Source organism: Microcoleus sp. F4-D5, assembly GCF_036704885.1.
GTDB lineage: Bacteria > Cyanobacteriota > Cyanobacteriia > Cyanobacteriales > Microcoleaceae > Microcoleus.
This window is the reverse complement of the sequence record NZ_JAUBSX010000017.1, coordinates 60,323-85,318: the sequence shown is the minus strand read 5'-3', so window position 1 is coordinate 85,318 and position 24,996 is coordinate 60,323. Positions and strand designations below refer to the sequence as shown.

Genomic DNA, 24,996 nt, shown 5'->3' with positions numbered 1-24,996 from the left:
TGAGCGGTTAACTGCCACTACCTCTTTGTTGACTAGCTGGTACTAACTTCCTTAAATTCGGCAAAAATTCTTAACTTCGGAATCCCAAAATTATGATAATTTAAAAATAAACATTGTGCCTCTACTCTAGTCAGTCTTCCAACCTTAACTTCCCTTAACAATCTGGACAAGTTTCATCTCACTTTTGTAACTATCTATTAAGATTAGACTTTTTTAAAAAAGACCTTAGATAGGTGAAGCGCTCAAATAAAAACTTTGTCGATTGGTACATAACCCCATATTTTTCGCCTTGAAACATTTTAAAGACTGACTTTGGCAAGAAGTCTATTCACAGAAGGGTGTATCTGGCCTGTATAGCACAGGCAGGTTGTTTCACGTGTTTTATCAGCGTATTTAAAAAACGGAGAACCTTCCTATGAATCCGCAAAAAGGCAGCCGCAGACGCGGTGTAATCCTGACGCTTCAAGGATTGAAGAAACTTCAAGATGCAAAATCTGAAGCCGAAAGTCGCGACAATTTTGACAAACGTTACACCTTTGAAGCCTTAAGCTTTCGCACTGGCTTAGACTCTGATACCCTCAGAAAGGTCTTTGCTTGTGAAGTTGGGGTTGATAAAAGTACCCTCCGTCAATGCTACACGGCTTTTAACCTCCAACTTGAAGCCAGTGATTATCAGCTATCTCAACCGGATGCTGCAATTAGCACTCAGCATCTAATCGAAAATCCACAATCCTCTAGCGTAGCGGCGCGTAGCGCTATCCAAAATCGAATTGATTGGGGTACAGCACCCGATGTTTCTGTTTTCTACGGACGCACGGAAGAACTCGCAACCCTCAAGCACTGGATTTTAGCAGAACGCTGCCGGCTGGTGACGATTGTCGGCATGGTTGGGATGGGTAAAACCAGCTTGTCCGTGAAGCTGGCACAACAAATTCAAAATGAGTTTGAGTTTGCGATTTGGCGCAGTCTCCGCAATACCCCACCCATCCAAGACTTGTTAGCAGAGTTAATCCTATTCTTTTCTAACCAGCAAGAAAACACAGAAGTATCGCCCCTACCAGATACGATAGACCGCAGTATCTTGCGGTTGATGGAGTATTTGAAAAAGCACCGCTGTTTGCTAATTCTCGATAATGTCGAATCAATCCTCAGCAACAGTAATGGCACTACTTATCGATCGGGATATGAGGGTTACGGGCAGCTATTTCGATGTCTGGGAGACAGCATCCATCAAAGCTGTTTAATCCTCACCGCCCGTGAAAAACCGACATGGTTAGCCCATAAAGAAGGCCAAACTCTACCCCTGCGCTCGCTCAAATTGACAGGTTTGCAACCAACAGATGCAAAGGCAATCTTTCAATCCAAAGGATGCTGCTGCCAATCACCCGTCGAGTGCAGCCGCTGTGAATCACTACCGCTATGTAGCAGATTAACTAATTACTACGGTGGCAATCCATTGTTATTAAATCTCGTCTCTGCAAGTATTTGCAATTTATTTGATGGGGGCATTACGGAATTTTTGAATCAAAATATCGGAATTTTTGGCAAAATTAGCCAGGTTTTTGAACAGCAGCTTAAAGGTTTATCAGAGGAAGAAAAAGAAGCGATCGAATGGCTAGCGATTAATGGCAAACCGGCTTCATTTGCAGAAATGCGATCGCACCTCCTCCGCTCGCTATCACCGCAAAAACTGTTAGGGGTGTTGGAATCTCTCCAAGAGCGCTCTTTAATTGAAAAAAAGGCGGCGCGTTTCTTCATGCAGCCGGTGGTGATGGACTATGTTGCCAACCAAGTAGCCGCAGCTAATATTACCCAATTCCCGGTAAAACATGGCTTTTCATCGGTTGGGTAGCCGCAGCGGATGTTTCTCTACTCACTTGCAATCCGCTGTAAGAGCTCGCGGGGGAAGTTCCGTTTAATTATGGGGCGATCGATCGCTGACTTTGCTACTGCCATGCGATCGCGCTTTCAGAGTCAGGAACTATGCAAAAAATCAATTTTTACACTATCTTTCGCGGTAAGGTACGCAGTGCCAGCCCGCGTCTTGGTGTTCTTGATTTAGGGACTTTTTCCTGCCATCTTGAACGGCAACATTCCCAGGCTTTGAGCTTGGCAGCTCCACGAGTAGACTTAATTTTAGAGCGCCAGTCCAGTAAAAGAGGTTGACAAAAAGCATTCTTGGCAATATACTCCCAAAACCATCCATATCGGCGCACTCGCACAGAAATAGTATGTTGGGTGGGTATCGGCGTTTGGAACCGAACGATCGCGGGCATTACCCGATCGAGCTGATGGGAGTAGAGTTGGGTGTATGGTCAGGTAGCTATCAAAATCAGACACAGCATTGGTTGCGCTGGTGGGATAGCGAGGGAAATTTGTTGCTGACGGGGAGCGAGCGAGCTAGGGTGGAAAGCCTGCACGCTGAACAAGAACGCGAACGGGCCGACGCCCAACGAGAACGGCCCAATCGCGAACGAGAACAAAAAGAGCGATTGGCGACTTATATCATGTCCGGTCGAGGGATCGCGATTTTTGTAGGGGCTCCCCTCACCAACAATACCTTCCAACAATCTCCAATCTCAAAAACCCGCCCCGACCGGGATATTATGGTTAATCATCGCACATGATATTATTTGCGATCGCAGGGAATCGATCCCGATCGCATATGAGCCTGGGCTGTTGCTAAACAGCGTATTCCAGGTTGATTAAGTGTAGGGACAAACGCTTTCGCCGTTTCCCTACGGGGATAGAACGATAGGCGGGGGTACTTCATAAACGTGGAATCTGCTGTATATAGCATTAGTTATATCTTGTTAAATCTAGCCATTACCATGAACAATGTACCAGTTGTCTCAATTAAAAATCTCAATCATTCCTTCGGTGAAGGACAACTTCGCAAACAGACATTATTTGACATCAACCTCGACATTTATCCGGGCGAAATCGTGCTGATGACAGGGCCTTCGGGGTCTGGTAAAACAACATTGCTAACCTTGATTGGAGCTTTGCGATCGATCCAAGAAGGTAGTCTGAAAATTCTCGACCAAGAATTGCGGGGAACGCCGAAAAATAAATTAGTTAAAGTCCGCCGCGACATCGGCTATATTTTCCAAGCTCACAATTTGCTCAAATGCTTGACAGCTAGGCAAAATGTGCAAATGTCTTTAGAACTGCACAATCATCTTTCTCCCCAAGAAACTAATGATAAAATAGAGGAAATACTGCAAGCTGTAGGCTTGGGAGAAAGAATAGATTATTACCCCGACAGTCTTTCTGGCGGGCAGAAACAAAGAGTTGCGATCGCCCGGGCATTAGTCAGCCAGCCAAAATTAGTCTTAGCAGACGAACCGACAGCAGCACTAGACAGTAAATCAGGTCGAGATGTGGTAGAAATTATGCGAGGTTTGGCAAAAGAACAGCACTGCACTATTTTGCTGGTCACGCACGACAACCGTATTTTAGACATAGCCGATCGCATTATTCACATGGAAGACGGCTACCTCGCACAAGACACATCAACAACGGCAACAGGCGTTCTTTCGGGAAAATAAACTTAATTCCCTCAACTTATTTCCGAGCACCGGGACGCTTTCCTCCTACCTTAGCAGGAGTTTTTGTCCCACCTTTGGCTGGACTTTTAGAACTACTTTTGCCACTTTTTTGACCCTTAGCTCCTGCCAATTGGCTCTCAGTAGCATTTACAGGTCTGCCTGCTGGCGTTCTCGTAGTCCTAAAGGTAACATTCACCCCTTCATTCGACTGTTCCAGCACCAACATCGGCGTCGGCTTGGCTTTTTGATCCCATTCAATGTGAACGATGCGACCTTGAATTGTAGGCTGCCAACTGTCGTGGTCGTCTGAAGGACTCAGATAAGTTTCCAAACAGTCAATAATTTGATTAATTGTCGCCGATGTTGCCTGAGTCGGCAGTTTCATCAGCTTAATTTGAATCCTAAACAGCACTCGTTTTTCTATTTTTACAGCCGGATCGCCAGTTTCGTATTCGATATCAAACATCGAATCCACTTGCCTGCCGCTGCCAGCAGACCCGTTTTTATCTCCCACCGCAGCCTGCGTCGGACGCAGGGCAATACTAATTTTGTCTTTGACTTTTACCTTAATTTGATTCACAATGGCAAAGTGAAATACTTCTTCCGCCATCCGCATTCTTAGGTAGTCTAAATTAAAGTCTCGCGAGTGGATAAGGTCGGGATTCTTTTCCATTTTTGACATAGTTTCCAGAGCCATTTTGTATTTTTTCTGGAGTTCTCTATTTCTAAACTCCTCAAATTTAAGCTTTTTGCTCAAATCGTCGAGTTTTATCTTGGTAAACACCGCTAAACCGATAAGCAATAACAACAGTAATCCCGATGCTCCCATGAAGAGTTGGTCTAAGGACGGATCTCCGGGTTTAGCCTGTTTAGGTTTGGGAGAGGCTACTGCCAACCTTGGTTCTACAAGGATTATTTGGGTTGACATGGGCTTTTAAAGGGTAAAATTTGACGCTATATTTATACAGGACTCCAGAGCATAGCTGGTAGTGCAACTCGATCAACACATATTGACATCATTCCACCATCATCTTGGTACAACTGGATTTCTGCAATTGGAAGACGCACCCTCTAATTAATACTTTATCTTTAACTGCAACCAGGTTCCCGAAATATTAGAAAATCGTGCGCTGGCACTGGCAAAAAGAAATGGTGAATTGTCTGTAATATATTATACCAATACAGCTAAAAAAAATGTTGGTTCGGCGGTCTCCATTTCTAGCAACATCAAAAGAAATACACATAAATTAATAGTAACTCTGGGATCGAGCAGCGGAAAAGATCGAGCACAACAGCCGATCGCCCGGACGATCGAGGGGCGGACGTTGGGAGGGTGCTCGTGGCTGCTGTTCGATGGCTGCCGCCGTGCCAGCCCAGCGAGTGGCTTGCTGTGAAAGTCGAGCTGTGGTGCGATCGAACAACGTCTCCTTAGCTAAGATTACAGCTAATACCACCCATATTCGATCGTGACCTACGAACCCCTGCATCACAAATACCGCCCTCAGACATTTGCCGAATTAGTCGGTCAAGAGGCGATCGCCCAAACCCTCACCAGCGCCATCCTACAAGAGCGCATAGCACCAGCATATCTATTCACCGGCCCCAGAGGCACCGGTAAAACCTCCAGTGCCAGAATTTTCGCCAAATCCCTCAACTGTATTTCTACGGTTGCCCCCACCCCGACACCCTGCGGCAAATGCAACGTTTGCCAAGAAATTGCCCGAGGTTCCACACTAGATGTCATCGAAATTGACGCCGCCAGCAACACGGGAGTAGATAACATTCGGGATTTGATCGAACGAGCTCAATTCTCGCCCGTACAGTGCCGCTATAAAGTATATGTAATAGACGAATGTTTGACCGGTGATTCTCAGGTAAAAACTAGCGAAGGTCTGATGCGTATCGACAATCCCAACATCACAGGAAAACAAGTTCTAAGCTATAACGAAACTTTAGAAGTTTGGGAATTTAAAAAAGTTTTGAGGTGGTTAGACCGAGGGGAGAAACAAACACTGGTGATTAAAACCGCCAACCGAGAAATCAGATGTACTGGCAATCATCCAATCAGGACAGAACAGGGATGGATACGAGCAAAAGACGTAAAAGAAGGAGTGAAGATACTATCCCCTGTGAATGTGGGTGCGGCACCGTCATTCACAAAATTGGAACAGATGGACGCTTGCGGAGATTTGCCAGAGGACATCAATTTTACGGGAATACCTACGGACAAAAATCCTACGACTTTGCCTCTATTCTCGAACAGGCTCAAGCCATCCGACCTGTCTGTGCGTGTGGCTGTGGAGAACAACTCGAAATACCAGACTTTTTACAAAAAAAAGGCAAAGGGATTAAGAGTATTCAATCTCATTGGCAGTGACATCCGTATAAAAAAGGACATGGACTTTGGGATGCAAGAACGGAAAAGTTCTTGGCAAATGCCGAAATTTTGCAACCAGAAACACTCGGACTCATCTACGGAACATTGCTTGGAGACGGTTTTATCACCTACCCAAATAAATATAGCCGATTTCCAAGATTGGGCTGGACACACGGAGAAAAGCAGCGAGAATGGTTGGAATACAAAGCTTCTTGCCTTTCGACACTGCGACCAAAGTTACGAGTTACACCTAACCGAGGATACGGAAATATATCAGTCTGTTGCAACACAGTCTGCCATCCCCAACTTAGAGATGTCTTTGACGCTGTTAAACCCAACGGAAACGGAAAATACGTCACAATGGATTGGCTCGATCGCGTCACTCCAGAAGGACTTGCTTGGTGGTACATGGATGATGGCTCGCTCAGCATTTCCCCAGAAGGAAGTCCAAGCATCCAAATTCATACAGAAGGATATTCTAGGGCAGAAAATCAACTCCTTGCCAATTGGCTTACAGGTTTGGGATACCCAACAACAACTAAATTTTACAGAAGGTCTAACACCTGTAAAACCTACGACTACATACACATGGGTGCTGAAACCAGTAGAAAATGGGTATCAGACTTTAAAAAGTATTCAATCCCTTCAATGGATTACAAGTTTGGAGACAGTCGAATCTGTAAAAGTCGCTGGGGTCGAGAGAGTTTATGATATTGAAGTAGAAGACAACCACAATTTTGTCGCTAACGGTCTTCTGGTTCATAATTGCCATATGCTAAGCACCCAGGCATTCAACTCTCTACTCAAAACCCTAGAAGAACCGCCCGATCGCGTTGTATTCGTCCTCGCAACAACCGATCCACAAAGAGTATTGCCAACTATTATTTCTCGGTGTCAAAAGTTCGACTTTCGCCGCATACCCCTAGAAGCAATGATTGCTCACTTGCACAAAATTGCCAAAGTAGAAAATATCAATATTGCCAGTGATGCAATACAAATGGTCGCTCAAATCGCCCAAGGAGGTCTGCGAGATGCCGAAAGTTTGCTCGACCAACTGAGCTTATTTCCGGGTGAAGTAACAGTCGAAAAAGTTTGGGATTTAGTCGGTGCTGTCCCTGAAAATGACTTAATGGATTTGCTGCAAGCTATTGATACAGATAACGCTACAGCACTAATAGACATGACCCGCCACCTCATGGATCGCGGTCGGGAACCGCTAATCGTGCTGCAAAGTCTCGCCAGCTTTTACCGAGATTTGCTAATAGCCAAAACAGCACCAAAACGGTCAGATTTAGTAGCTTTAACATCTGCAACTTGGGAAAAACTTGGCAATTTTGCCCGCCATTGGAATGCCGAGTTGATTTTGGCAGGTCAGAAACATTTGCAAACCCACGAAGTGCAAATTAAAAATACTACTCAGCCGCGTTTGTGGCTGGAAGTCACGCTGTTGGGATTGTTGCCCTCAGCAATTAGAACTCAGCAGCAACCGGCAGCCGAACCAGGTAAAAATATTACTCCATCACAAATTCACCCCCCCCAAACCCCCCAAGCTTCGGGGGGGGGCCAGACATCTAATATTGAACAACTTCCGGCTGCCAAACCTCAAAATCCTCCACCGACTTCGCCGCCTGTGGCTAATCGAACAGAAAACACACCTCCTGCAGCGATTCCCGCACCTGTACCAACTGCTGAAACGAATCAAACAAATTATTCACCGACTAATTGGGCCGATGAAATCGATTTAAATCGAGTGTGGGAACAGGTACTTGACCGCGTGCGGCCACATGGCACTCAATCGCTGCTTCGCCAACATGGACAGCTAGTAATTTTTAGCAATAATACTGCTCATGTTAAGATTAGTTCGCAGCCGTTGCTCAATATGGTTAAAGACAAAGTAGCTAATATTGAAGAAGCTTTTGTGCAAATTTTCAACCGTCGAGTAACAGTAAAAGTTGGCTTGACAAATCCCGCTGAAACTAATAGTTCCCGCGCCAAGGATTTGCCCACTTCTAACGGACGTGTTGGCGAAAATCCCAGGAATTCTCATCCTGCGGATGATGCGGGCCAACAGGTGCAGAACTCGGCGGGTTCTGAGATTACAGATAATTTTTTGGGGAATAGGGGAGAAGAACAAAAACACCCGCCAGCGGCTGAAAATACCGCCGTTAATGTGCCGGCAATTTCCGAATCGCGATCGCCCACAAACGTTTCTACAGACTCTCAAAATGACTTTAACGCTCAGGCTGTAGCGGTGCGTGATGACGCTCAATATGTCGCAAATTCGGCTAGGAAGTTGGCTGATATGTTTGACGGGCAAGTAGTCGATTTGTCGGATGACTTGGAGATTTGGGAGTCGGAAACTTTTAGATTGGAATCTGAACCGGATTTTTCCGAGTTATCTTCTGAGTTAAATGAGGATGATTTTATAGATTGGTAAGTAGATAGCTAAAAAAAACCGAGAAACCCGGTTTTTGTAGTAGGGGCGCTGCTAAGAGTGGCCGCCCTTCCAGGTTTCTTAATACTCTAAAAGTTTTAGGTTTAATTAGAGTCACCTAGTGATTGTGAATATCTACTTTTAAGCTGACTCTGGCTTGGGTAAAGAAGACGGAAGTACCAACAACTCAGCCGTCGATCGCTTCTCGACCATTTCCTTAGTAATCGTACACCGGGCAACATCCTTGCGCGACGGCAACTCGTACATCACATCCAACATCAATTCTTCGACAATTCCCCGCAGCGCCCGCGCTCCAGTTTTGCGGCGGTATGCTTCCTGGGCGATCGCCCGAATCGCCTCCGGCTTAAAGTCCAACTGCACGTTATCCATTTTCAGCAGCTTTTGATACTGCTTAACCAAAGCATTGCGCGGTTCAGTCAAAATCGCCATCAGCGTTTCCTCATCCAGCGGCTCTAACACCGCCGCCACCGGCACCCGCCCGATAAACTCGGGAATCATCCCAAACTTCACCAAATCATCCGGTTCCAGTTGCTTGAGAACGTCAGCAGCCCGCTTTTCCTTCGGCTGAGCTTCTCCTGGCTGAATAAAACCCATTGACTTTTTACCCGTTCTCTGCTCTATCACTTTCTCAAGACCGACAAAAGCACCGCCGCAAATAAACATGATATTGCTGGTATCAATTTGGATGCAGTCTTGATAGGGATGCTTGCGGCCGCCTTGGGGAGGTACATTGGCGATCGTCCCCTCGAGCATTTTCAGCAGCGCCTGCTGCACGCCTTCCCCAGACACATCCCGGGTAATCGAAGGATTTTCGCTCTTGCGGGCTATTTTGTCAATTTCATCAATATAAATAATTCCGCGCTGCGCCTCTTCCACGTCCATATCTGCCACTTGCAGCAGCCGCAGCAAAATATTTTCCACATCTTCCCCGACATAGCCCGCTTCCGTCAGCGTCGTCGCGTCAGCCACCGCAAACGGCACATCCAGCATATCCGCCAAAGTCTGAGCCAGCAGAGTTTTTCCGCAGCCCGTCGGCCCGATTAACAAAATATTCGATTTTTGCAGTTCTACTTCTTCCGGCGGGTGCTTGCCGCTATTTTTGGCATGGATAAAGCTGAGGCGCTTGTAGTGGTTGTAAACCGCCACCGAGAGCACCTTTTTCGCCTCATCTTGCCCGATCGCATTTTCGTCGAGGTAATTTTTAATTTCCCTCGGCTTCGGAATTTGGCTCATCGACATACTTTTGCCCGAGGTAGCGCGGCGCTTTTGCATCGTTTCCTGCTTCGGAGCCGCCGCCGCTGCCGGCACTGCACTCGAGTCAAACAACTCCTCATCTAAAATTTCATTGCACAAGTCCACGCATTCGTCGCAGATATACACCCCGGGCCCTGCGATCAACTTGCGTACTTGCTCTTGAGACTTGCCACAAAACGAACATTTTAGATGGGAGTCGTACTTAGACATAACAGCCTCTTAATTCAGTGCAGTGACATTCTCTCCCGCTGCCGGAAGGTTTTCTCTAGCGATAACTCGATCGACCAAACCGTAATTTTTGGCTTCTTCGGCTGACATAAAAAAGTCGCGCTCTGTATCTGCCTCTAATTTCTCGATCGGTTGACCTGTGTGGTGCGCTAGCAGTTGATTCAGCTTACGTTTATGATAAAGGATTTCTTTGGCTTGAATCTCAATATCAACTGCTTGACCTTGAGCGCCCCCCAGCGGCTGGTGAATCATAATCCGCGAACTCGGAAGAGACATCCGCTTTCCGCGGGCTCCTGCTGTCAGTAGAAATGCGCCCATACTCGCTGCCAAACCGTAACAAATCGTCACCACATCCGGGCGGATTTGCTGCATTGTGTCATAAATTGCCATGCCGGCCGTCACCGAGCCGCCGGGGGAATTTATGTACATTTGGACATCTTTTTCTGGGTCTTCGGCATCCAGATACAATAGCTGAGCCACTATCGAGTCAGCAACTTCGTCGGTTACGGGAGTTCCTAAAAACACAATTCGTTCCCGCAGCAAGCGCGAGTAAATGTCAAAAGCCCGCTCGCCCATCCCCGACTGTTCTAGTACCATCGGCACTACATTGCTGGGGCTGGAACTGACATCAAAATCGTTATAGCTTGTAATTAGGTAATTGGAAGATTGAGATACAACCATAAGACACCAGTCAAGGATTCTAGACAATTTGCTGCTGCTGATGAAAGCTTTAAACTAAGCCGCCAGCTTTTAACTATTATGCCTCTTCTGAACGGATATCGGGGAAATGCGGAGTTTTGAGTACGTGAGATTGATTTCTGCGCTTTGCACAACGCTGGCGGGGTGAATGAGTTAAAACACTTACTTGTAAATCATTGCTGCTTCTAGCAGACACCCGCAGCTTGCAGTCAGGGTCGGGCGTGCGGCGCGCACCCGCAGCTTGTAGTTAAGGAGCGGGTGCGCGGTTAAAACCACGGTTGATTCCATGCCCCCAATTAGGACATTTGAACAGATTAAGTTCTATTCTTCGCCTACAACTTCCACTTCGACGCTCGCGGCTGCTTCTGCTGAATCTTCAGCGTCCGATGCTTCTGATTCTTCTGATGGGGGATTCAGAGAGCCTTCAGGGACGAGTTCGATTGTCCCTTTTTCTTCCAACCATTTCAGGGTTTTTTGTTTGAGCAAGTCTTCCTTTACAAATTCCTGCAACCTTTGGAGGTCAAAATCTCCTTTGGGAAACTGCTTTCTGACTTTTGCTACTTCTGCTGCTACTTCTGCATCTTCCACAGATAAGGATTCCAACTTGGCTACTTCTGCCAAAGCTAAAGTCTGCTTGAGGCGTTCGATTGCTTCCGGGCGCGAGCGTTCCCGCATCGGACCCATATTTTCTTCGGTAAAGAGTTGGTTGATATCTATACCGTAATTTTTCAATTGGAGGGCTTGTTGATTCAGCAAATAATCGATTTCGCGATCGATCATTGTTTCGGGAATTTCCACGTCTATTAGCTGCACGAGTGCTGCTGATATAGCTTTTTCCTTATTAGCTGATGTCTGGTTTTCTTTTTCTGCTTTAAAGCGAGTTTCCAGGGACTCGCGCAGTTCTGCTAAAGTTTCAAACTCGCTGACTTCTTGAGCGAAGTCGTCGTCCAACTCCGGCAATTCTTTTTCCTTAAGTTCTTTGAGAGTAATCGTAAAGACTGCCGGTTTTCCCGCTAGTTCTTCACTGCTATACTCATCTGGGAACTGCACGGAAACTTCTCTAGTTTCTCCGGGATTCATCCCGATCATGCCTTGGATAAAGCCCGGTACAAACTGATTTTCCGACAATTCTACTTGAAAGTCTTCTGCTTGACCGCCGGGAATTTCTGCGGGAGTTTCGCCTTCAGGTGCTTCGGCAAATCTACCGGAGAAATCAACCAAAGCTATGTCTCCCAATTGAGCCGGCCGGCCTTCTACGGGGATTAAAGTAGCTTTGTCCGATCGATATTTTGCCAGTACCTCATCTACCTGAGCCCCATCATACTTAGCTTCTTCTGCTTGAAGCTGCAAACCAGTGTACTGACCCATTTTCACTTCAGGTTGTACGTCAACCTTAGCCGAAAAAATCAGAGCCTGTTCTGGATCGAACTTAGCTAGTAATTCTTCAAACTCGGTACGCAGTTCAAAACTGCCAATTGCCGCAATTTTTTCTTGTTCCAGGGCTTTTTGCAGGGAATCATTAATCAAATTTTCCAAAGCCGTCGCCTTCAAACGAGTCTGGCCTAGGCGCTGTAGCAAAACTTGACGGGGAACTTTGCCTTTGCGGAACCCAGGAATGTTAACCTCGCGAGCGAATTGTTTAATTACTTGCTCGTAGGCTTGTTTTGACTTTTCTGACGGTACTTCGATTTCCAGACCAATTTGGCTAGCTGGAAGTTTTTCCTGGGTTACTTTCATCGGCTTTTTTGATATTTAACAATAGTGTAATAAAATACATACAAATCTGACTTTGCCTGCATTTTAAGTTTGTACGCTTTGACTTGTAGCGGCACAACTACAAACACCTCTACCGGATGAGACTGTAAGTCGTAACCGGCTACTTTTTTGGCTTTTGCCAAACAGTTTTAGTGTGAGGATACTAGCTTTTGCTGCTAGGAAAGTGGAGGTTAAGTCCACTAATCGCCGATGCACCATAGCACATATCGCCCTTTGATGTCAATGTTTTGGGCCGCCCGTCAAAGTCAACGGATGCGCCTGCTGGCAGAACGATTCGGATTGGCGCGGGACGATCCTCTGCGAGGTCTTCGCTAAAGCCAAAAGATGCTAAACTGGTATCGGGTACGATCGCACCAATCAATCGTGAAGTTCGATCGCCCGTTTCGGTTAACTGCACCATTGCTATCCTCTCATGCTCCTGATGTCGCATAACATTAATTAAGTTTGATATTGAGAATTGCAGTTATTTAAATTTTTGATTTCCATCGTTTAGACTTTAATTTGTGGAGGAAACTAATTTGTCTCAATCCTATCGAGTTGCCATTTTAGGAGCTACCGGCGCAGTCGGGGCCGAGTTGCTAGAACTCTTGCACAGCAGGAGTTTTCCGATTTCTAACTTGAAGCTGCTGGCTTCGGAACGTTCAGCAGGCACTACTTTGCCTTTTGGCGGCGAGATGCTGCCGGTCGAAGCAGTTTCGGGGCGATCGTTTGATAATGTAGATCTGGTGCTCGCCTCTGCCGGCGGCTCTACTTCTAAATTATGGGCTCCGCAAGCGGTGGCAGCCGGAGCAGTGGTCATTGACAATTCTAGCGCTTTCCGCATGGATGCGAACGTACCGCTAGTGGTTCCAGAAGTCAATCCCCAAGCGGCGGCAGCTCACCGAGGTATAATTGCTAATCCCAACTGCACCACGATTTTGATGGCAGTTGCCGTTTGGCCGCTACACAAAGTTAAGCCGGTACAGCGCATAGTTGTAGCGACTTACCAGTCTGCCAGCGGCGCGGGGGCGAGGGCGATGGAGGAAATGAAAGCTCAAGCAAGAGCAATTTTGCAGGGGGAAACGCCCAAAACAGATATATTTCCCTACCCTTTAGCATTTAATTTGTTTCCGCACAACACCCCGATTAACGATTTGGGGTATTGTGAAGAAGAGATGAAAATGGTAAACGAAACTCGGAAGATATTTGGTACGGACGAGATTAAAATTACGGCAACTTGCGTGCGGGTTCCCGTACTCCGCGCTCATTCGGAAGCGATTAATCTAGAGTTTGCAGAGCCTTTGAGCGCGATCGAGGCCAGGGAAATCTTAAAGCAGGCAAGCGGGGTGAAGCTGGTAGAAGACTGGCAAGCTAATTATTTCCCGATGCCAGCAGAAGCCAGCGGTAAGGATGAGGTGTTAGTTGGCAGGATTCGCCAAGATATTTCTCACCCCTGCGGGTTGGAGATGTGGCTGTCTGGCGATCAAATCCGCAAAGGGGCTGCTTTAAATGCTGTGCAGATAGCTGAGTTGCTGGCCCAAAAAGATTTGTTGCGAACCCCAGTGGCGGCGGCTTCTAATTAGGGGAACTCCGGCAAGTGGAAAATTGAAATTGAGGATTTTAGATAAACCTTTCATCTGAAATCAAAAATTTAAAATCAAAAATCAACAGTCTAAAATCGGAGAAAGTGTGGTAAAGTTTGGACGGGTTCTGACTGCAATGATTACGCCGTTTAAGGAAGACGGCAGCGTTAACTATGCGGTAGCAGAACAATTGGCAGTTCATTTAGCCGATCGCGGTACTGATAGCTTGGTAGTGTGCGGCACAACAGGCGAGTCTCCCACTATGACCTGGGATGAAGAGTACGAATTATTTCAGGTGGTACAAAAAGCGGTGGCCGGTAAGGCGTTGGTAATCGCAGGAGCCGGATCTAATTCTACTTCAGAAGCAGTCGCAGCTACGAAAAAAGCAGCTAAACTAGGGTTAGATGGTTGTTTGCAGGTGGTTCCTTATTACAACAAACCGCCGCAAGAAGGTTTATACAATCATTTTCGGACGATCGCGCAATCTGCTCCAGAATTCCCTATAATGTTATATAACATCCCCGGTCGCACTGGTCAAAATATGTTGCCGGAGACGGTGGCTCGCTTGGCAGAAATCCCCAACATTGTGGCCGTAAAAGAAGCAAGTGGCAACTTGGATCAAGCAAGTCAAATTCGGTGCTTGACATCCCCTGAATTTGCCATTTATTCTGGAGATGATTCCCTAACTTTGCCAATGTTGGCGGTAGGAGGATCTGGTGTAGTTAGCGTAGCCAGCCATCTGGTAGGAGAACAACTGCAACAGATGATCGAAGCTTTCGAGACCGGTCAAGTTCAAGTCGCTACCCAGATTCACTTGCAACTTTTTGACCTGTTTAAAGCTCTTTTTCTCACCACAAATCCCATTCCCGTCAAGACAGCTCTTAAACTTCAAGGCTGGGATGTAGGTTCCACCCGTCCGCCCCTGTGCGATCCGCCCGTTGAGGTAACTAAAAAGTTAAAGGACGTACTGAGTCAGCTAGCGGCAGTATCAGCTAGCAAGACGGGCGAGAACGAGTTTTCAGACAACTGAATATTGGTTGTTATCAGTCATTAGTTCTGAGTCATCAGTCATTAGTAATTAACTGTTAGTAAGTAGCCAACAGTCAAGGATTAAAGACTGAAAATAGAAGAATGAAGGCAAAAGACAACTGACTGTACGGGATAGAAAGACCCGCCGGCGAGTTTTCCATAAATAGTTGGAAAAATATCGCCTTACCAAAGAACAGCAGACGAAAGACGAAAGACGAAAGACAACAGACAACAGACAAATAACAAAAATAACTAACAAAGGATACGCATGATCAAAAATACAACTGCATCTGCTCTAAAAGTTATTCCCCTCGGCGGGCTGCACGAAATCGGTAAAAACACTTGTGTGTTCGAGTACGGTGACGAAATAATTCTTTTAGATGCAGGTTTAGCCTTCCCGACAGATGGAATGCACGGCGTAAATATTGTCCTTCCCGACATGACTTACCTGCGGGAAAACAGCCACAAAATTAAAGGCATGATCGTGACTCACGGTCACGAAGACCACATAGGCGGTATTCCTTATCACCTCAAACAATTTGAAATTCCGGTTATATACGGCCCGCGTTTGGCGATGGCTTTGCTAGCCGGAAAACTCGAAGAAGCCGGAGTGTCTCACCGCACAGAATTGAGAACGGTTCGACCCAGGGATACTGTCAGAATAGGGAAGAATTTCTTAGTAGAATACATCCGCAACACTCACTCGATGGCCGACAGTTTTACGGTGGCAATTCACACTCCCGTGGGAATTTTGATCCACACCGGCGACTTTAAAATTGACCACACTCCTGTAGACGGCGAGCATTTTGATTTGCAAAAGCTGGCAGAGTACGGCGAGAGAGGCGTGCTGTGCTTGATCAGCGATTCTACTAACTCGGAAGTTCCCGGTTTTACCGCTTCGGAACGTTCTGTTGCTCCGAATTTAGACAGAATTATCGCTCAAGCACCGGGACGGGTGATGGTGACGACTTTTGCTTCGTCGGTACACCGATTGCAAATTGTTTTGGACTTGGCTAAGAAAAACAATCGCTATGTCGGAGTGGTGGGCCGGTCGATGCTTAACGTCATCGCTCACTGCCGCAATCTCGGCTACATCAAATGCGAAGATAGTATTTTCAAACCGCTGAAAGAAATCCGCAATTTGGCTGAAGACAAGGTTTTAATTTTGACGACGGGTTCCCAAGGCGAACCGATGGCGGCGATGACTCGCATTGCTAACGGCGAACATCACGAACTGAAAATCAGAAAGGGCGATACAGTTATTTTCTCCGCTAATCCCATTCCCGGAAATACGATCGCAGTGGTAAATACGATCGATAAACTAATGATGCTGGGAGCACACGTGGTTTACGGCCGCGACAAAGGCATTCACGTTTCGGGACACGGTTGTCAAGAAGACCAAAAGTTAATGATTAACATGACTCGTCCCAAGTTCTTCTTGCCGGTTCACGGAGAACACCGGATGCTGATCCAGCACTCCAAGACGGCTCAAAGCATGGGCATTCCCGCTAGCAATATGGTGATTGTCGATAACGGCGATGTCGTAGAATTAACTGAAAATTCGATACGAGTTGCTGGTAAAGTGCCTTCAGGAATTGAATTAGTAGATTCTTCTCGATCGGGCGTTGTCAAAGCAAACGTACTCAAGGAACGCCAGCAGTTGGCCGGAGATGGCGTTGTAACAGTAGCGGCAGCTTTGAATTGGGAAGGCAAATTAGTTGCCAAACCAGAAGTCCACTTGAAAGGTGTAGTGACATCAGCCGATCGCGAAGTTGTGATCAAATTAATCATTCAAACCATTGAAACAGTTTTGAGCGATCGTTGGTCAGAATTTGTCAAACCCGCCACTGCGGACTCGCAAGCTGACATTGACTGGGTAGGAGTGCAAACCCAAATAGAAAAAGCAATTCAGCGGGTAATGCGCCGCGAACTGCAAAGCAATCCGCTGCTGGTATTCCTGATGCAAATTCCTGAAGAAGCAGTGCGTTCGGAAACTGTTCAAACATCTCAGCTTTCCATTGAAGCGCCTAAACTAGCATCATCAGCACCATCTCCAGTACCAGCCCCTGTGAATAAAGTAACAGGCCGCCGCCGTCCCCGGACTGCTGCAAAAGTAGCTTCCGTCGCCTCATAGTTCGATCGTAATTTGCAACTGCAGATCGACGCAAATAAACGCAGATCGATTTAATTTAATCATTATCTGCGTTCATCTGTGTCGATCTGCCCCATCTGCGATTGCAACAAATCAGAGAAATTAAAACTTTGATTTGCAACTAACTGCAGATATACGCAAATAAACGCAGATAGATTCAATAACTATCTGCGTTTATTTGCATATATCTGCCTGCATCTGCGGTCAAAAATCAACCACCAGCAACCGCCGGTACAATACTCACTTCATCACCATCTTTAAGAGCAGTTTCTGTACCTTCCAAAAACCGGATGTCTTCACTGTTGACGTAGAAGTTGAGGAATCTGCGAGGTGTTCCTTGTTCGTCGCACAGGCTCTTTTTGATGCCGGGACAATTTGTTTCCAGCGATTCAATCAGTTCGGAAATGTTATCGCCGGCGCATTCGATGGTGGCTTGATTGTTGGTAAATTTTTGCAGTGGAGTGGGAATTAAAACTTTAACAGTCATGGTTGGTTGTTAGTTATTGCTTGTTGGTTGTGGATAGTTCTGAGTCAGAGAAATCAGTCATTAGTCAGCAGCTTAATCACCAATAACTAATGACCAATGACTCATGACTAATGACTAATGACTATTTATTAAACCGAAACTTGTTGCCATTCTAAACGTTCGAGGGTGCGGGCGCGTTCTAGGGCACGCTCGAAGGCTTCTATTTTTGGTTCGAGGGTGATGGGTTCCCCGATGTAACCTTGGACGGCTTCTTGGGTTTTTAAGCCGTTGCCGGTAATGTAGGCGACGGTAGTTTCGTCGGGGTCGATTTTACCTGCTTCTACGAGTTTCTTCAATACTGCGATTGTAGTGCCGCCTGCGGTTTCGGTGAAGATGCCTTCGGTTTCTGCTAGCAGTTTGATGCCTTCGATGATTTCGGTGTCGCTGACGGATTCGATGTTGCCGCCTGTTTTGCGGGCGATGTCGAGGGCGTACATACCGTCGGCTGGATTGCCGATCGCGAGGGACTTAGCTATTGTATTCGGTTTCACAGGTTTGACGAAATCCCGGCCTTCGCGGAAGGCTTGGGCGATGGGGGAACAGCCGTCAGCTTGGGCACCGCTGAATCTGACTTTCTTTTTATCAACTAAACCGACTTCGATGAATTCTTGAAAACCTTTGTCAATTTTTGTGAACAAAGAGCCGGAAGCGAGGGGAGCGACGATGTGATCGGGCAATTGCCAGCCTAGCTGTTCGGCAACTTCGTACCCGAGGGTTTTCGAGCCTTCGGAATAGTAGGGACGCAAGTTGATATTGACAAATCCCCAGCCATGTGTGTTGGCGACTTCGCAACAGAGGCGGTTAACTTGGTCGTAGTTGCCGTGAACTGCCATGAGAGTTGGATTGTAAATCAGAGTGCCTAGGACTTTGCCTGCTTCTAAGTCGGAGGGGATGAAGACTACGCAGTCGAGTCCGGCGTGGGCGGCGATCGCAGCCGTAGAGTTAGCTAAATTACCGGTGCTGGCACAGGATACTGTTGTGAAACCCAATTCTCTCGCTCTGCTGAGGGCGACTGACACCACTCTGTCTTTAAAGCTGAGAGTGGGCATATTGACGGCATCGTTTTTAATATAAAGATTTTTTAGACCGAGGCGGCGAGCCAAGCGGTGGGATTTTAATAGAGGAGTCATGCCTGTGCCGACATCGATCACGTTATCTGTAGCGACTGGTAAAAATTCGCGGTAGCGCCAGATCGAGTTGGGGCCGGCTTGGATGGTTTGGCGAGTGACGGTGCGGCGGATGGCGTCGTAGTCGTACTTGACTTCAAGCGGGCCAAAACAGCAATCGCAGACGTGCTTGGCTTGGAGTTCGTACTCTTCGCCGCATTCTTTACATTTGAGGGCTGTGAAGGTTGCTGCTGTGGATTGGGTTCTGGTCGCCTGGGTCATAGCTCAACTCTCTAGTTTTGCAATGTTTTCTTAGTCTTGTGCAAGATTAGCACGGTCAATTTACCCCGTCAACAATACCCGATTTTTTTAGTCGGGATTGATTTTTCAGTTAAACAGCGGTGTATTTAACTTGGATATTTGGGCGGGCTTTCTGGCCCAACCTCTACTCCCCACAAGGATTTGGCTTGTTTTCAGGATCGGGCTCTTAATCCAGATTGTCAGGCCCGCACGCGAACCCGATCGATCTCGATGATGATTTGCCGACGGAATTGTTACAAAACTTAATAAATCTTTTTTGGGCTAACAATTGGGCAGTCGCGCGATCGAACACAACTACAAAACCTCGAATTTTTGATTAACTCAGATCTTGCACCATTCTCAAGAACAGGCCCGAAAGCCTGTTCATAAAAAGCTTATTGAGAATGGTGCAACATTTCAGATTAACCAACTTAGCCTACCCGCCGCTGACGGGAGGGATGAGGACAACTTCGTCGCCGTCTTGGAGGATGGTGTCGGGGGAAACGAATTCCATGTTGACGCCGAAGCGGGTGCGATCGCGCCATTGTTCTAATTGAGGATATTGGGCGATCGAGCTTTCGAGCACTTGAGACACTGGGGTTTCGGGAGGAAGTTCTAATGTAAGTTCCGAAACACCGTAGGCTTCACCGAAGGCGGCGAACAGTTTAACGGTGACGGTAATCGAAGAGTCAGACACGGTAGTTTAGTGCGATCGACGGTTTGGCAATTATCAACTACACCATACAATTAATTAGGAATTAGGCGCGCCGAGGCTTAAAATTGAAAGCGGCAACCTCTAATTAAGTTTTACCCCATCGGGTCAAGATGATAGTTGATTGCAGCAAAAACTCTTAACAGGATTGTATGCCGAGCGCTCTCACCAACCAAGGGTTATAAGCCGTTGGCATCCACTTAGATGCAGCTAGCTAAGCTCTAGTTTGCTGCTATTGATGCAACTGAGAGACTAATTTTTGACGCTGCGGTGTAAATACTTTACGGTAGTTGTGGGAGAGTACAAAAACATCGCACTAAATTTAGCAGTCAACAACGCAGAGAAGGCCCTGCCAACCGCTTATATGACCAAAAATCTGGTTTTAAAATGTGGCTTGGATTTTCCCAACCTTTCTCCTGCAAAGCAAGTATGCCGTTTTATCTAAGAAGAATTCAGAAATTAACGCGATAGAGATATATGGCCAATAACGATTTTAAAGTGCTTCAAATTATTGAAGCTAAAGGCTGGTATGCCTTTGGAAGTACAAAGCAAAGCCAGCACGTTGAAAGGTGGGTAAGACCTGTCGTGTGTTGGGTTTTAATAGAAGATAAAAAAAAGCGGCGGATTGTGACAGCTACCGCTAGCTATCAGATCGAGATTGACGACAAAGAAGTCGAGTTTTTTGCCCACGAAAGCGAAATTCAAGATCTGGAGAGCCTGCCGAAGTCTGTTTCGGTATCGGAATTTCTGAAAACAGAAGATTGAGAGAAGAGCAGAAGGAGATAATTTAACAAGTTATTAATTATTCCTTAGTGATTCCTTAAACTTGCTGTCTGATTCTATTGGAATTAGAGGCAGAAGCTCTAGATTGAGGAGAGGGGGAGATGATGACAGGGGGAGAATTTATACTTTTACCTTGCCTTCTGCATCTTGTCCCCAATGCCTCAAGTACCGCAAAAAATAAAGAGGCCGGAAGATTGCTGGCAATGCCAACACGCTTCCGACCTTGCTGAATAACAGGGTATGCATATGTTTTTAAAGTATGGCAGGCAGGCTTTTGAGATATCAAGAGGACTATTGCAATCACCCACTTTTGCTTTCAGGCTGTGTTTGCAAGGCTCCTAATATTTTAGACTGAAAATTTGAAAATTGAGAGGGGGTGAGGGTTACAGGTTAAGGATTCTAGCTATTTATCTGTAGCGGGTGCTACAAAAAATGGTGGCAGCGGACGATCGCACCTTCTCCCTAAATTGTTTGCACTCAAAGCTGAAAGTTCGATCGTCCGCTGCCACCGCTGCGACTTTAAACCCCACTAGCGACAGGTTCAGGCTTCTGCTGCCGCATCCGGCGCCCCAGCAGGGACATCCGCACGCCGCCGGCAGGCCCTAAAGTCACCCCTCGGCGTTTGGGCTGTACGGGCTTTTTCTCGGCCAATACTAGGTCAAAATTCCGCAAAATGGTTGCCAGCACCAGTTTCATCTCCAACTGCGCCAGCGCCAAGCCGATACAGCGGCGGCTGCCGCCTCCAAAGGGCAAATACTCGTAAGGCGAGAATTGTCTCTCCAAAAACCGTTCCGGTTTAAATTGCAGCGGTTCAGGATACAAATCCTCCCGTCTGTGGGTCAAATAAATCGAGCCGAAAACAACCGTACCCGGTTCGAGTTGATGTCCCATCAGTTCCACTGGCTGACGCACTACTCGCGGAAACGTCAGCATTCCCACCGGATAAATTCGCAGCGTCTCCTGACAAACTGCACTCAGGTAAGGTAAGCGGAAAATCTCCATCGGGTCGGGATTTTCCCCCAAACTGTCCAATTCTTGCAGCAACTTCTGGCGCACTGAGGGTAAATGGTGAATCCAGTAAAACGCCCAAGCTAGGGCCGTTGCTGTGGTTTCGTGGCCTGCAAACAGCAGCGTCATCAACTGGTCGCGCAATTCTTCATCGGTCATCGGTTGCCCGTGGTCGTCGCGGGCGGCCATCATTAAGCTGAGAATGTCGGTGCGATTGGCGTCTGGTTGGAGTCTGCGTTCGGCAATTTCGTCGTCCATCAGTTCCTGAATTTTCCGCTGCTGCTGTTTCATCAGTCCCCAAGGACTCCAAGAGCCCCAGTCTTGCTGCATCCAGGGCAGAAATAGCATACTCGATCGCAGGGGAGAACTGGTCATGTCGACGACTGAGGCAAGTAAGGGCCTGAGTGCTTGTAACCGCGGCCCTTCGTCCAGACCGAAGACAGCTTGCAAGATTACCCGCATGGTGACTTCCTGCATGGCGCTGCGGGCTACAAAAGGTCGATCGACCGACCACTTGCTGGCAACATCTAAAGCAATATCGCAAATTTGCTGGCCGTAATTCCGCATCCGTTCCCCGTGAAAGGGCGGCATCAATAATTGGCGGTCGCGTTTGTGCTTTTCTCCAGAGCTCGCAATCATGGATTGTTCTCCCAGCAATGGCTTGAGAATACCGTTGATATCGCCTGGAGCGTCAAAAGCTTTGCTGTTGAGCATTTGCTCGATCGCTTGCGAGTTGTGGACGATCACAAATGGTTTGAGGTTGCTCCATCGACCGGTGAAAATCTCCCCGTACTTTTTGGCACATACATCCATGTATGTCAGCGGATCGGCAATCCATTGAAATAGCTGCACGAAGCGGGGGTTTTTGGGGCCGTCAGGTAGTGTCATAGAAATTGTGGTTGTCGCAGGACTTGAGGAACATCAATACTCTTAGGCGCAAAAACCGGGTTTTTTCCTAGAAAAATCCGGTTTTTGCGATCGGCCGCGGTTAGAGAAACCGGTTTGTGAAGTTTTTGCGCGTAAGTCGCGATCGACAAGAATCAAAGGCTTTGAACGTTTATTCAAAGTCTCCGAACTCCGCTTTTTTAAGCGAAAATTGCGTAATTCCTATCTTCAATAATTTTAATAGATTATTCTCGAACCGTACTCAAAATATCCTCTCCAAGCTCTGTAAAACGGACTGTTTTGATTTGCCAAGGAGCATAACTGGTTAAAGTTTGGCGCACGCCCCCGAACAAACCTAGCATCTGACAACTGGACAGATTTTGCAATTTCTGCCGATAATTTCCCGAGGCACGCAGATCCACGGTAGCTATTCCGAGGTTGCGATCGATCCTCAGCCGATAACCAACCAAACCAAGACTATCGAAAATCTCCTGCTTTAACACTTCATTAACCGCCGATGACATTAACTCGTTGTTTGGGCCTGTAACTGTTTCCGGCTTCAGACTTTGACACAAATTGTCTACCTTATAAACCGTAACGGTGGCAGTATTTTCTGAGATGGCAGGATTGCCTAAAACTGAGGCAAGAGAGTTAGAAGGGTGCGTGAATTGACTCGATCGAGCCTCAATTTGATTTCCCGTTAGCTGTAGCTGTTGAAACCGATCGGCGCTTCGGAAGAGTTGGCTCTGGTTTTTGGTCGAGGTAGCTGCATCTGAGCTAGAACAACTGCTACCGCCCGTCAAAATTAACCAAACGCCTAAATATCCTAACTGTTTGCAGATACGGTTCATAGTTTTTAATACTTTACTAAACGTCAGTGTATGGAGGGTGAACTTTGGTGGTAGAAAGCACTTAGTCCCTGATTACACTCACTTAGAAGTATTTCCTGCAGTACGGAGATGAAAACAAGTTAAGAGTTCTTGTTAATGCCTTGATTTTAGTGTTAGATCAGGTAAGAGGGGTTAAACCCCTCAATGGTGTAACCAAGCAGCCTACCTGTCTCAGCAGATCAAGCTCGCGACACAGCTCGTAAGTGATATCAAATACCTTGTCAGTGGTGTGATGTACCGTTGCAACTCGACCTATTCCAAGGTCTGAGGTGAAAAGCCTCTTTCCGGTTGGTAAAAGCCTGAGTTTGATTAGTAGTAATGAGGACGGAATTCAGACTTGCGCGCGTATTTTAAGCTCGCATTCGGAGCGCTTTTTGAACAGCGCCGAAAGCGCGGTTAGAGGGAATGCCCAAATCGCGAACAATATCAAAACTTACGCATCAAGAGCAAAAAAACCGGGTTGTTTAACCAGGCATAAGGGCTGTAACGAAGTGTTTTCGTAAGAAAAACTAATTTCTGGTGAAGTCGCGAATCACATCGTTCCCTACTCAGCGGATCTTTAACGAACAGGCGCGTCAAGGGTGTTATCGCAGCATTCGGTGATTTTTGTCCCGAATCTCATAAACAAGAATGAAAAAATCATGCAACAGCAATTATTGACAAAAGTTTTGGCGGCAACCGCGATCGCCCTCAGCGGCCTGACGGTTGCTTCTCCACCTAGCTACAGTCGGCGAGCACCGGGGGAAAGTGGATTTTGGTGCAGCACATCGACCGGTGCGCCGGTGACGGTGTACAAAAACCCTAAAGGTGCCGTAGAGCCTTGGATTGAGTGGACTTCCGATTATTTCTCCGGTTCTGGCTACGATCCGGCAACTCGGTGTCAATTAGTGAGTAAACGCCTGGAAACCTATCGTCGCCAACGGGTGCTCAAGTATATTACTGCAGGCCAGATGAACGGCCAGAACGTCATCTGCACGGCAAATCAAGTCAATGGGCTGTGTCAAAATTTGATTTATACCCTCAGACCCGACCAAGACCCGATCGGCTCTTTGTATAATTTGTTGGCTTGGCGGCAAGGATATGTCGGGATGCCGTCTTTTGATGAAGCAAGTAAAATTCCTTACATTGATGTCAGCGAAAAGCTAGGGGAAAACATGGATGATGAGGCGCAACAGCCCTCTTTTTCCCCGCCGTCCGGACAGCCTTAAAGATGGGCAAATTTTCCATCCCGTCACCAGTTCCAAGGGTTGAGGTGGAAAATTTGGCGCGTCAAACAGCAGTGCGTATCCAGACGGGGAAATCTTCTGGTTGCGGGACGATCGTCCGGCAGGAAGGGGAAACCTATACGGTGCTGACTAACTGGCACGTTGGGGCCATCGTCCGGGGCGATCGCACAATTGTCACCGGCGACGGCCTGCTCCACCCACCGCTGGGAGTTCCGATGCTGCTGGGCGATAGCGATCTGGCTACCGTTCAGTTTCCCAGCGCTATCGAGTATAAAATAGCACTATCAAGTATTGAGCCAGGAGCGGTGTCCGATCCCGTGCTGGCAGCCGGCTTGCAGGTGCTGAGGTTGGGGCTTCGGCGGTGACGCGCGGCTTCGTTTCGGTGCTGCTGCCCAAATCTTTGCCTCAAAGTTATCAGGAAATTGGGTCTAAAACCCCGTCCTTCTAGGACGGCTTTAATTGTAAAGTTTAAATAAC

The 24,996-nt window shown here is 47.1% G+C and carries 21 protein-coding genes and 1 pseudogene; 10 read left to right on the top strand and 12 right to left on the bottom strand.

Going from position 1 to position 24,996, the window contains the following annotated elements:
- Nucleotides 1-415: 415 nt before the first annotated feature.
- From QUA80_RS10905 to QUA80_RS10895, 3 genes and pseudogenes are all read left to right on the top strand, one after another.
- Nucleotides 416-1,852, top strand: coding sequence for an NB-ARC domain-containing protein (locus QUA80_RS10905; RefSeq protein ID WP_333424012.1), 1,437 nt, complete (start codon nucleotides 416-418; stop codon nucleotides 1,850-1,852).
- Between the two features lie 391 nt (nucleotides 1,853-2,243).
- A pseudogene (locus QUA80_RS10900) lies at nucleotides 2,244-2,627 on the top strand (hypothetical protein); the annotation flags it as partial.
- A 204-nt stretch (nucleotides 2,628-2,831) separates the two neighbouring features.
- Nucleotides 2,832-3,551, top strand: coding sequence for a DevA family ABC transporter ATP-binding protein (locus QUA80_RS10895; RefSeq protein WP_333424010.1), 720 nt, complete (start codon nucleotides 2,832-2,834; stop codon nucleotides 3,549-3,551).
- Between the two features lie 16 nt (nucleotides 3,552-3,567).
- Here QUA80_RS10895 and QUA80_RS10890 read toward each other — a convergent pair whose 3' ends face one another.
- Nucleotides 3,568-4,479 carry a hypothetical protein gene (locus QUA80_RS10890; RefSeq protein ID WP_333424008.1) on the bottom strand — a complete coding sequence of 304 codons (912 nt, stop codon included), beginning with the start codon at nucleotides 4,477-4,479 and terminating at the stop codon, nucleotides 3,568-3,570.
- A 319-nt stretch (nucleotides 4,480-4,798) separates the two neighbouring features.
- Nucleotides 4,799-5,041 carry a hypothetical protein gene (locus QUA80_RS10885; RefSeq protein ID WP_333424006.1) on the bottom strand — a complete coding sequence of 81 codons (243 nt, stop codon included), beginning with the start codon at nucleotides 5,039-5,041 and terminating at the stop codon, nucleotides 4,799-4,801.
- Between QUA80_RS10885 and dnaX the strand changes: the two genes are divergently transcribed.
- Nucleotides 5,018-8,365: a DNA polymerase III subunit gamma/tau gene (gene dnaX, locus QUA80_RS10880; protein WP_333424004.1), complete on the top strand. Its 3,348-nt coding sequence runs from the start codon at nucleotides 5,018-5,020 to the stop codon at nucleotides 8,363-8,365. The genes QUA80_RS10885 and dnaX overlap by 24 nt on opposite strands.
- Before the next feature lie 138 nt (nucleotides 8,366-8,503).
- Here the strand turns inward: dnaX and clpX are convergent, their stop codons facing one another.
- From clpX to QUA80_RS10855, 5 genes are all read right to left on the bottom strand, one after another.
- Entirely contained in the window at nucleotides 8,504-9,847 is a 1,344-nt protein-coding gene (gene clpX / locus QUA80_RS10875) for an ATP-dependent protease ATP-binding subunit ClpX (protein ID WP_333424003.1), read from the bottom strand.
- A 9-nt stretch (nucleotides 9,848-9,856) separates the two neighbouring features.
- Nucleotides 9,857-10,546: an ATP-dependent Clp endopeptidase proteolytic subunit ClpP gene (gene clpP / locus QUA80_RS10870; protein ID WP_333424001.1), complete on the bottom strand. Its 690-nt coding sequence runs from the start codon at nucleotides 10,544-10,546 to the stop codon at nucleotides 9,857-9,859.
- A 339-nt stretch (nucleotides 10,547-10,885) separates the two neighbouring features.
- Nucleotides 10,886-12,301, bottom strand: a complete 1,416-nt coding sequence (gene tig / locus QUA80_RS10865) for a trigger factor (protein ID WP_333424000.1) — start codon at nucleotides 12,299-12,301, stop codon at nucleotides 10,886-10,888.
- Nucleotides 12,298-12,462 carry a hypothetical protein gene (locus QUA80_RS10860; protein WP_172188025.1) on the bottom strand — a complete coding sequence of 55 codons (165 nt, stop codon included), beginning with the start codon at nucleotides 12,460-12,462 and terminating at the stop codon, nucleotides 12,298-12,300. Before QUA80_RS10860 ends, tig begins: the two co-directional genes overlap by 4 nt.
- A gap of 20 nt (nucleotides 12,463-12,482) precedes the next feature.
- Entirely contained in the window at nucleotides 12,483-12,740 is a 258-nt protein-coding gene (locus QUA80_RS10855) for a hypothetical protein (RefSeq protein WP_333423998.1), read from the bottom strand.
- A gap of 118 nt (nucleotides 12,741-12,858) precedes the next feature.
- Between QUA80_RS10855 and QUA80_RS10850 the strand changes: the two genes are divergently transcribed.
- From QUA80_RS10850 to QUA80_RS10840, 3 genes are all read left to right on the top strand, one after another.
- Complete coding sequence (locus tag QUA80_RS10850) at nucleotides 12,859-13,902, top strand: aspartate-semialdehyde dehydrogenase (RefSeq protein ID WP_333423997.1); 1,044 nt, start codon at nucleotides 12,859-12,861, stop codon at nucleotides 13,900-13,902.
- 106 nt (nucleotides 13,903-14,008) lie between these two features.
- A complete protein-coding gene (gene dapA, locus QUA80_RS10845; RefSeq protein WP_333423995.1) occupies nucleotides 14,009-14,932 on the top strand; it encodes a 4-hydroxy-tetrahydrodipicolinate synthase in 924 nt (307 codons plus the stop codon).
- Between the two features lie 267 nt (nucleotides 14,933-15,199).
- Nucleotides 15,200-17,065 carry a ribonuclease J gene (locus tag QUA80_RS10840; RefSeq protein ID WP_333423993.1) on the top strand — a complete coding sequence of 622 codons (1,866 nt, stop codon included), beginning with the start codon at nucleotides 15,200-15,202 and terminating at the stop codon, nucleotides 17,063-17,065.
- Nucleotides 17,066-17,294: 229 nt separating this feature from the next.
- On the opposite strand, the gene QUA80_RS10835 is transcribed toward QUA80_RS10840, so the two are convergent.
- The 3 genes from QUA80_RS10835 to QUA80_RS10825 all read right to left on the bottom strand — a co-directional run bounded on the left by QUA80_RS10835 (nucleotide 17,295) and on the right by QUA80_RS10825 (nucleotide 19,712).
- Nucleotides 17,295-17,570, bottom strand: coding sequence for a MoaD/ThiS family protein (locus tag QUA80_RS10835; RefSeq protein WP_333423991.1), 276 nt, complete (start codon nucleotides 17,568-17,570; stop codon nucleotides 17,295-17,297).
- Between the two features lie 128 nt (nucleotides 17,571-17,698).
- Nucleotides 17,699-18,997, bottom strand: coding sequence for a threonine synthase (gene thrC / locus QUA80_RS10830; RefSeq protein ID WP_333423989.1), 1,299 nt, complete (start codon nucleotides 18,995-18,997; stop codon nucleotides 17,699-17,701).
- A gap of 454 nt (nucleotides 18,998-19,451) precedes the next feature.
- Nucleotides 19,452-19,712 carry a MoaD/ThiS family protein gene (locus QUA80_RS10825; RefSeq protein ID WP_333423987.1) on the bottom strand — a complete coding sequence of 87 codons (261 nt, stop codon included), beginning with the start codon at nucleotides 19,710-19,712 and terminating at the stop codon, nucleotides 19,452-19,454.
- Between the two features lie 492 nt (nucleotides 19,713-20,204).
- Here QUA80_RS10825 and QUA80_RS10820 point away from each other — a divergent pair, with 492 nt between their 5' ends.
- Nucleotides 20,205-20,492, top strand: a complete 288-nt coding sequence (locus QUA80_RS10820) for a hypothetical protein (protein ID WP_333328448.1) — start codon at nucleotides 20,205-20,207, stop codon at nucleotides 20,490-20,492.
- A gap of 537 nt (nucleotides 20,493-21,029) precedes the next feature.
- Here QUA80_RS10820 and QUA80_RS10815 read toward each other — a convergent pair.
- Together QUA80_RS10815 and QUA80_RS10810 are read right to left on the bottom strand one after the other, a co-directional pair.
- A complete protein-coding gene (locus QUA80_RS10815) occupies nucleotides 21,030-22,406 on the bottom strand; it encodes a cytochrome P450 (RefSeq protein WP_333423985.1) in 1,377 nt (458 codons plus the stop codon).
- A gap of 242 nt (nucleotides 22,407-22,648) precedes the next feature.
- Entirely contained in the window at nucleotides 22,649-23,254 is a 606-nt protein-coding gene (locus tag QUA80_RS10810; protein ID WP_333423983.1) for a hypothetical protein, read from the bottom strand.
- Between the two features lie 680 nt (nucleotides 23,255-23,934).
- On the opposite strand from QUA80_RS10810, the gene QUA80_RS10805 reads away from it, so the two are divergent.
- Nucleotides 23,935-24,501: a COP23 domain-containing protein gene (locus QUA80_RS10805; RefSeq protein ID WP_333423981.1), complete on the top strand. Its 567-nt coding sequence runs from the start codon at nucleotides 23,935-23,937 to the stop codon at nucleotides 24,499-24,501.
- Nucleotides 24,502-24,554: 53 nt separating this feature from the next.
- Complete coding sequence (locus QUA80_RS10800) at nucleotides 24,555-24,884, top strand: hypothetical protein (RefSeq protein ID WP_333423979.1); 330 nt, start codon at nucleotides 24,555-24,557, stop codon at nucleotides 24,882-24,884.
- Nucleotides 24,885-24,996 lie beyond the last annotated feature (112 nt).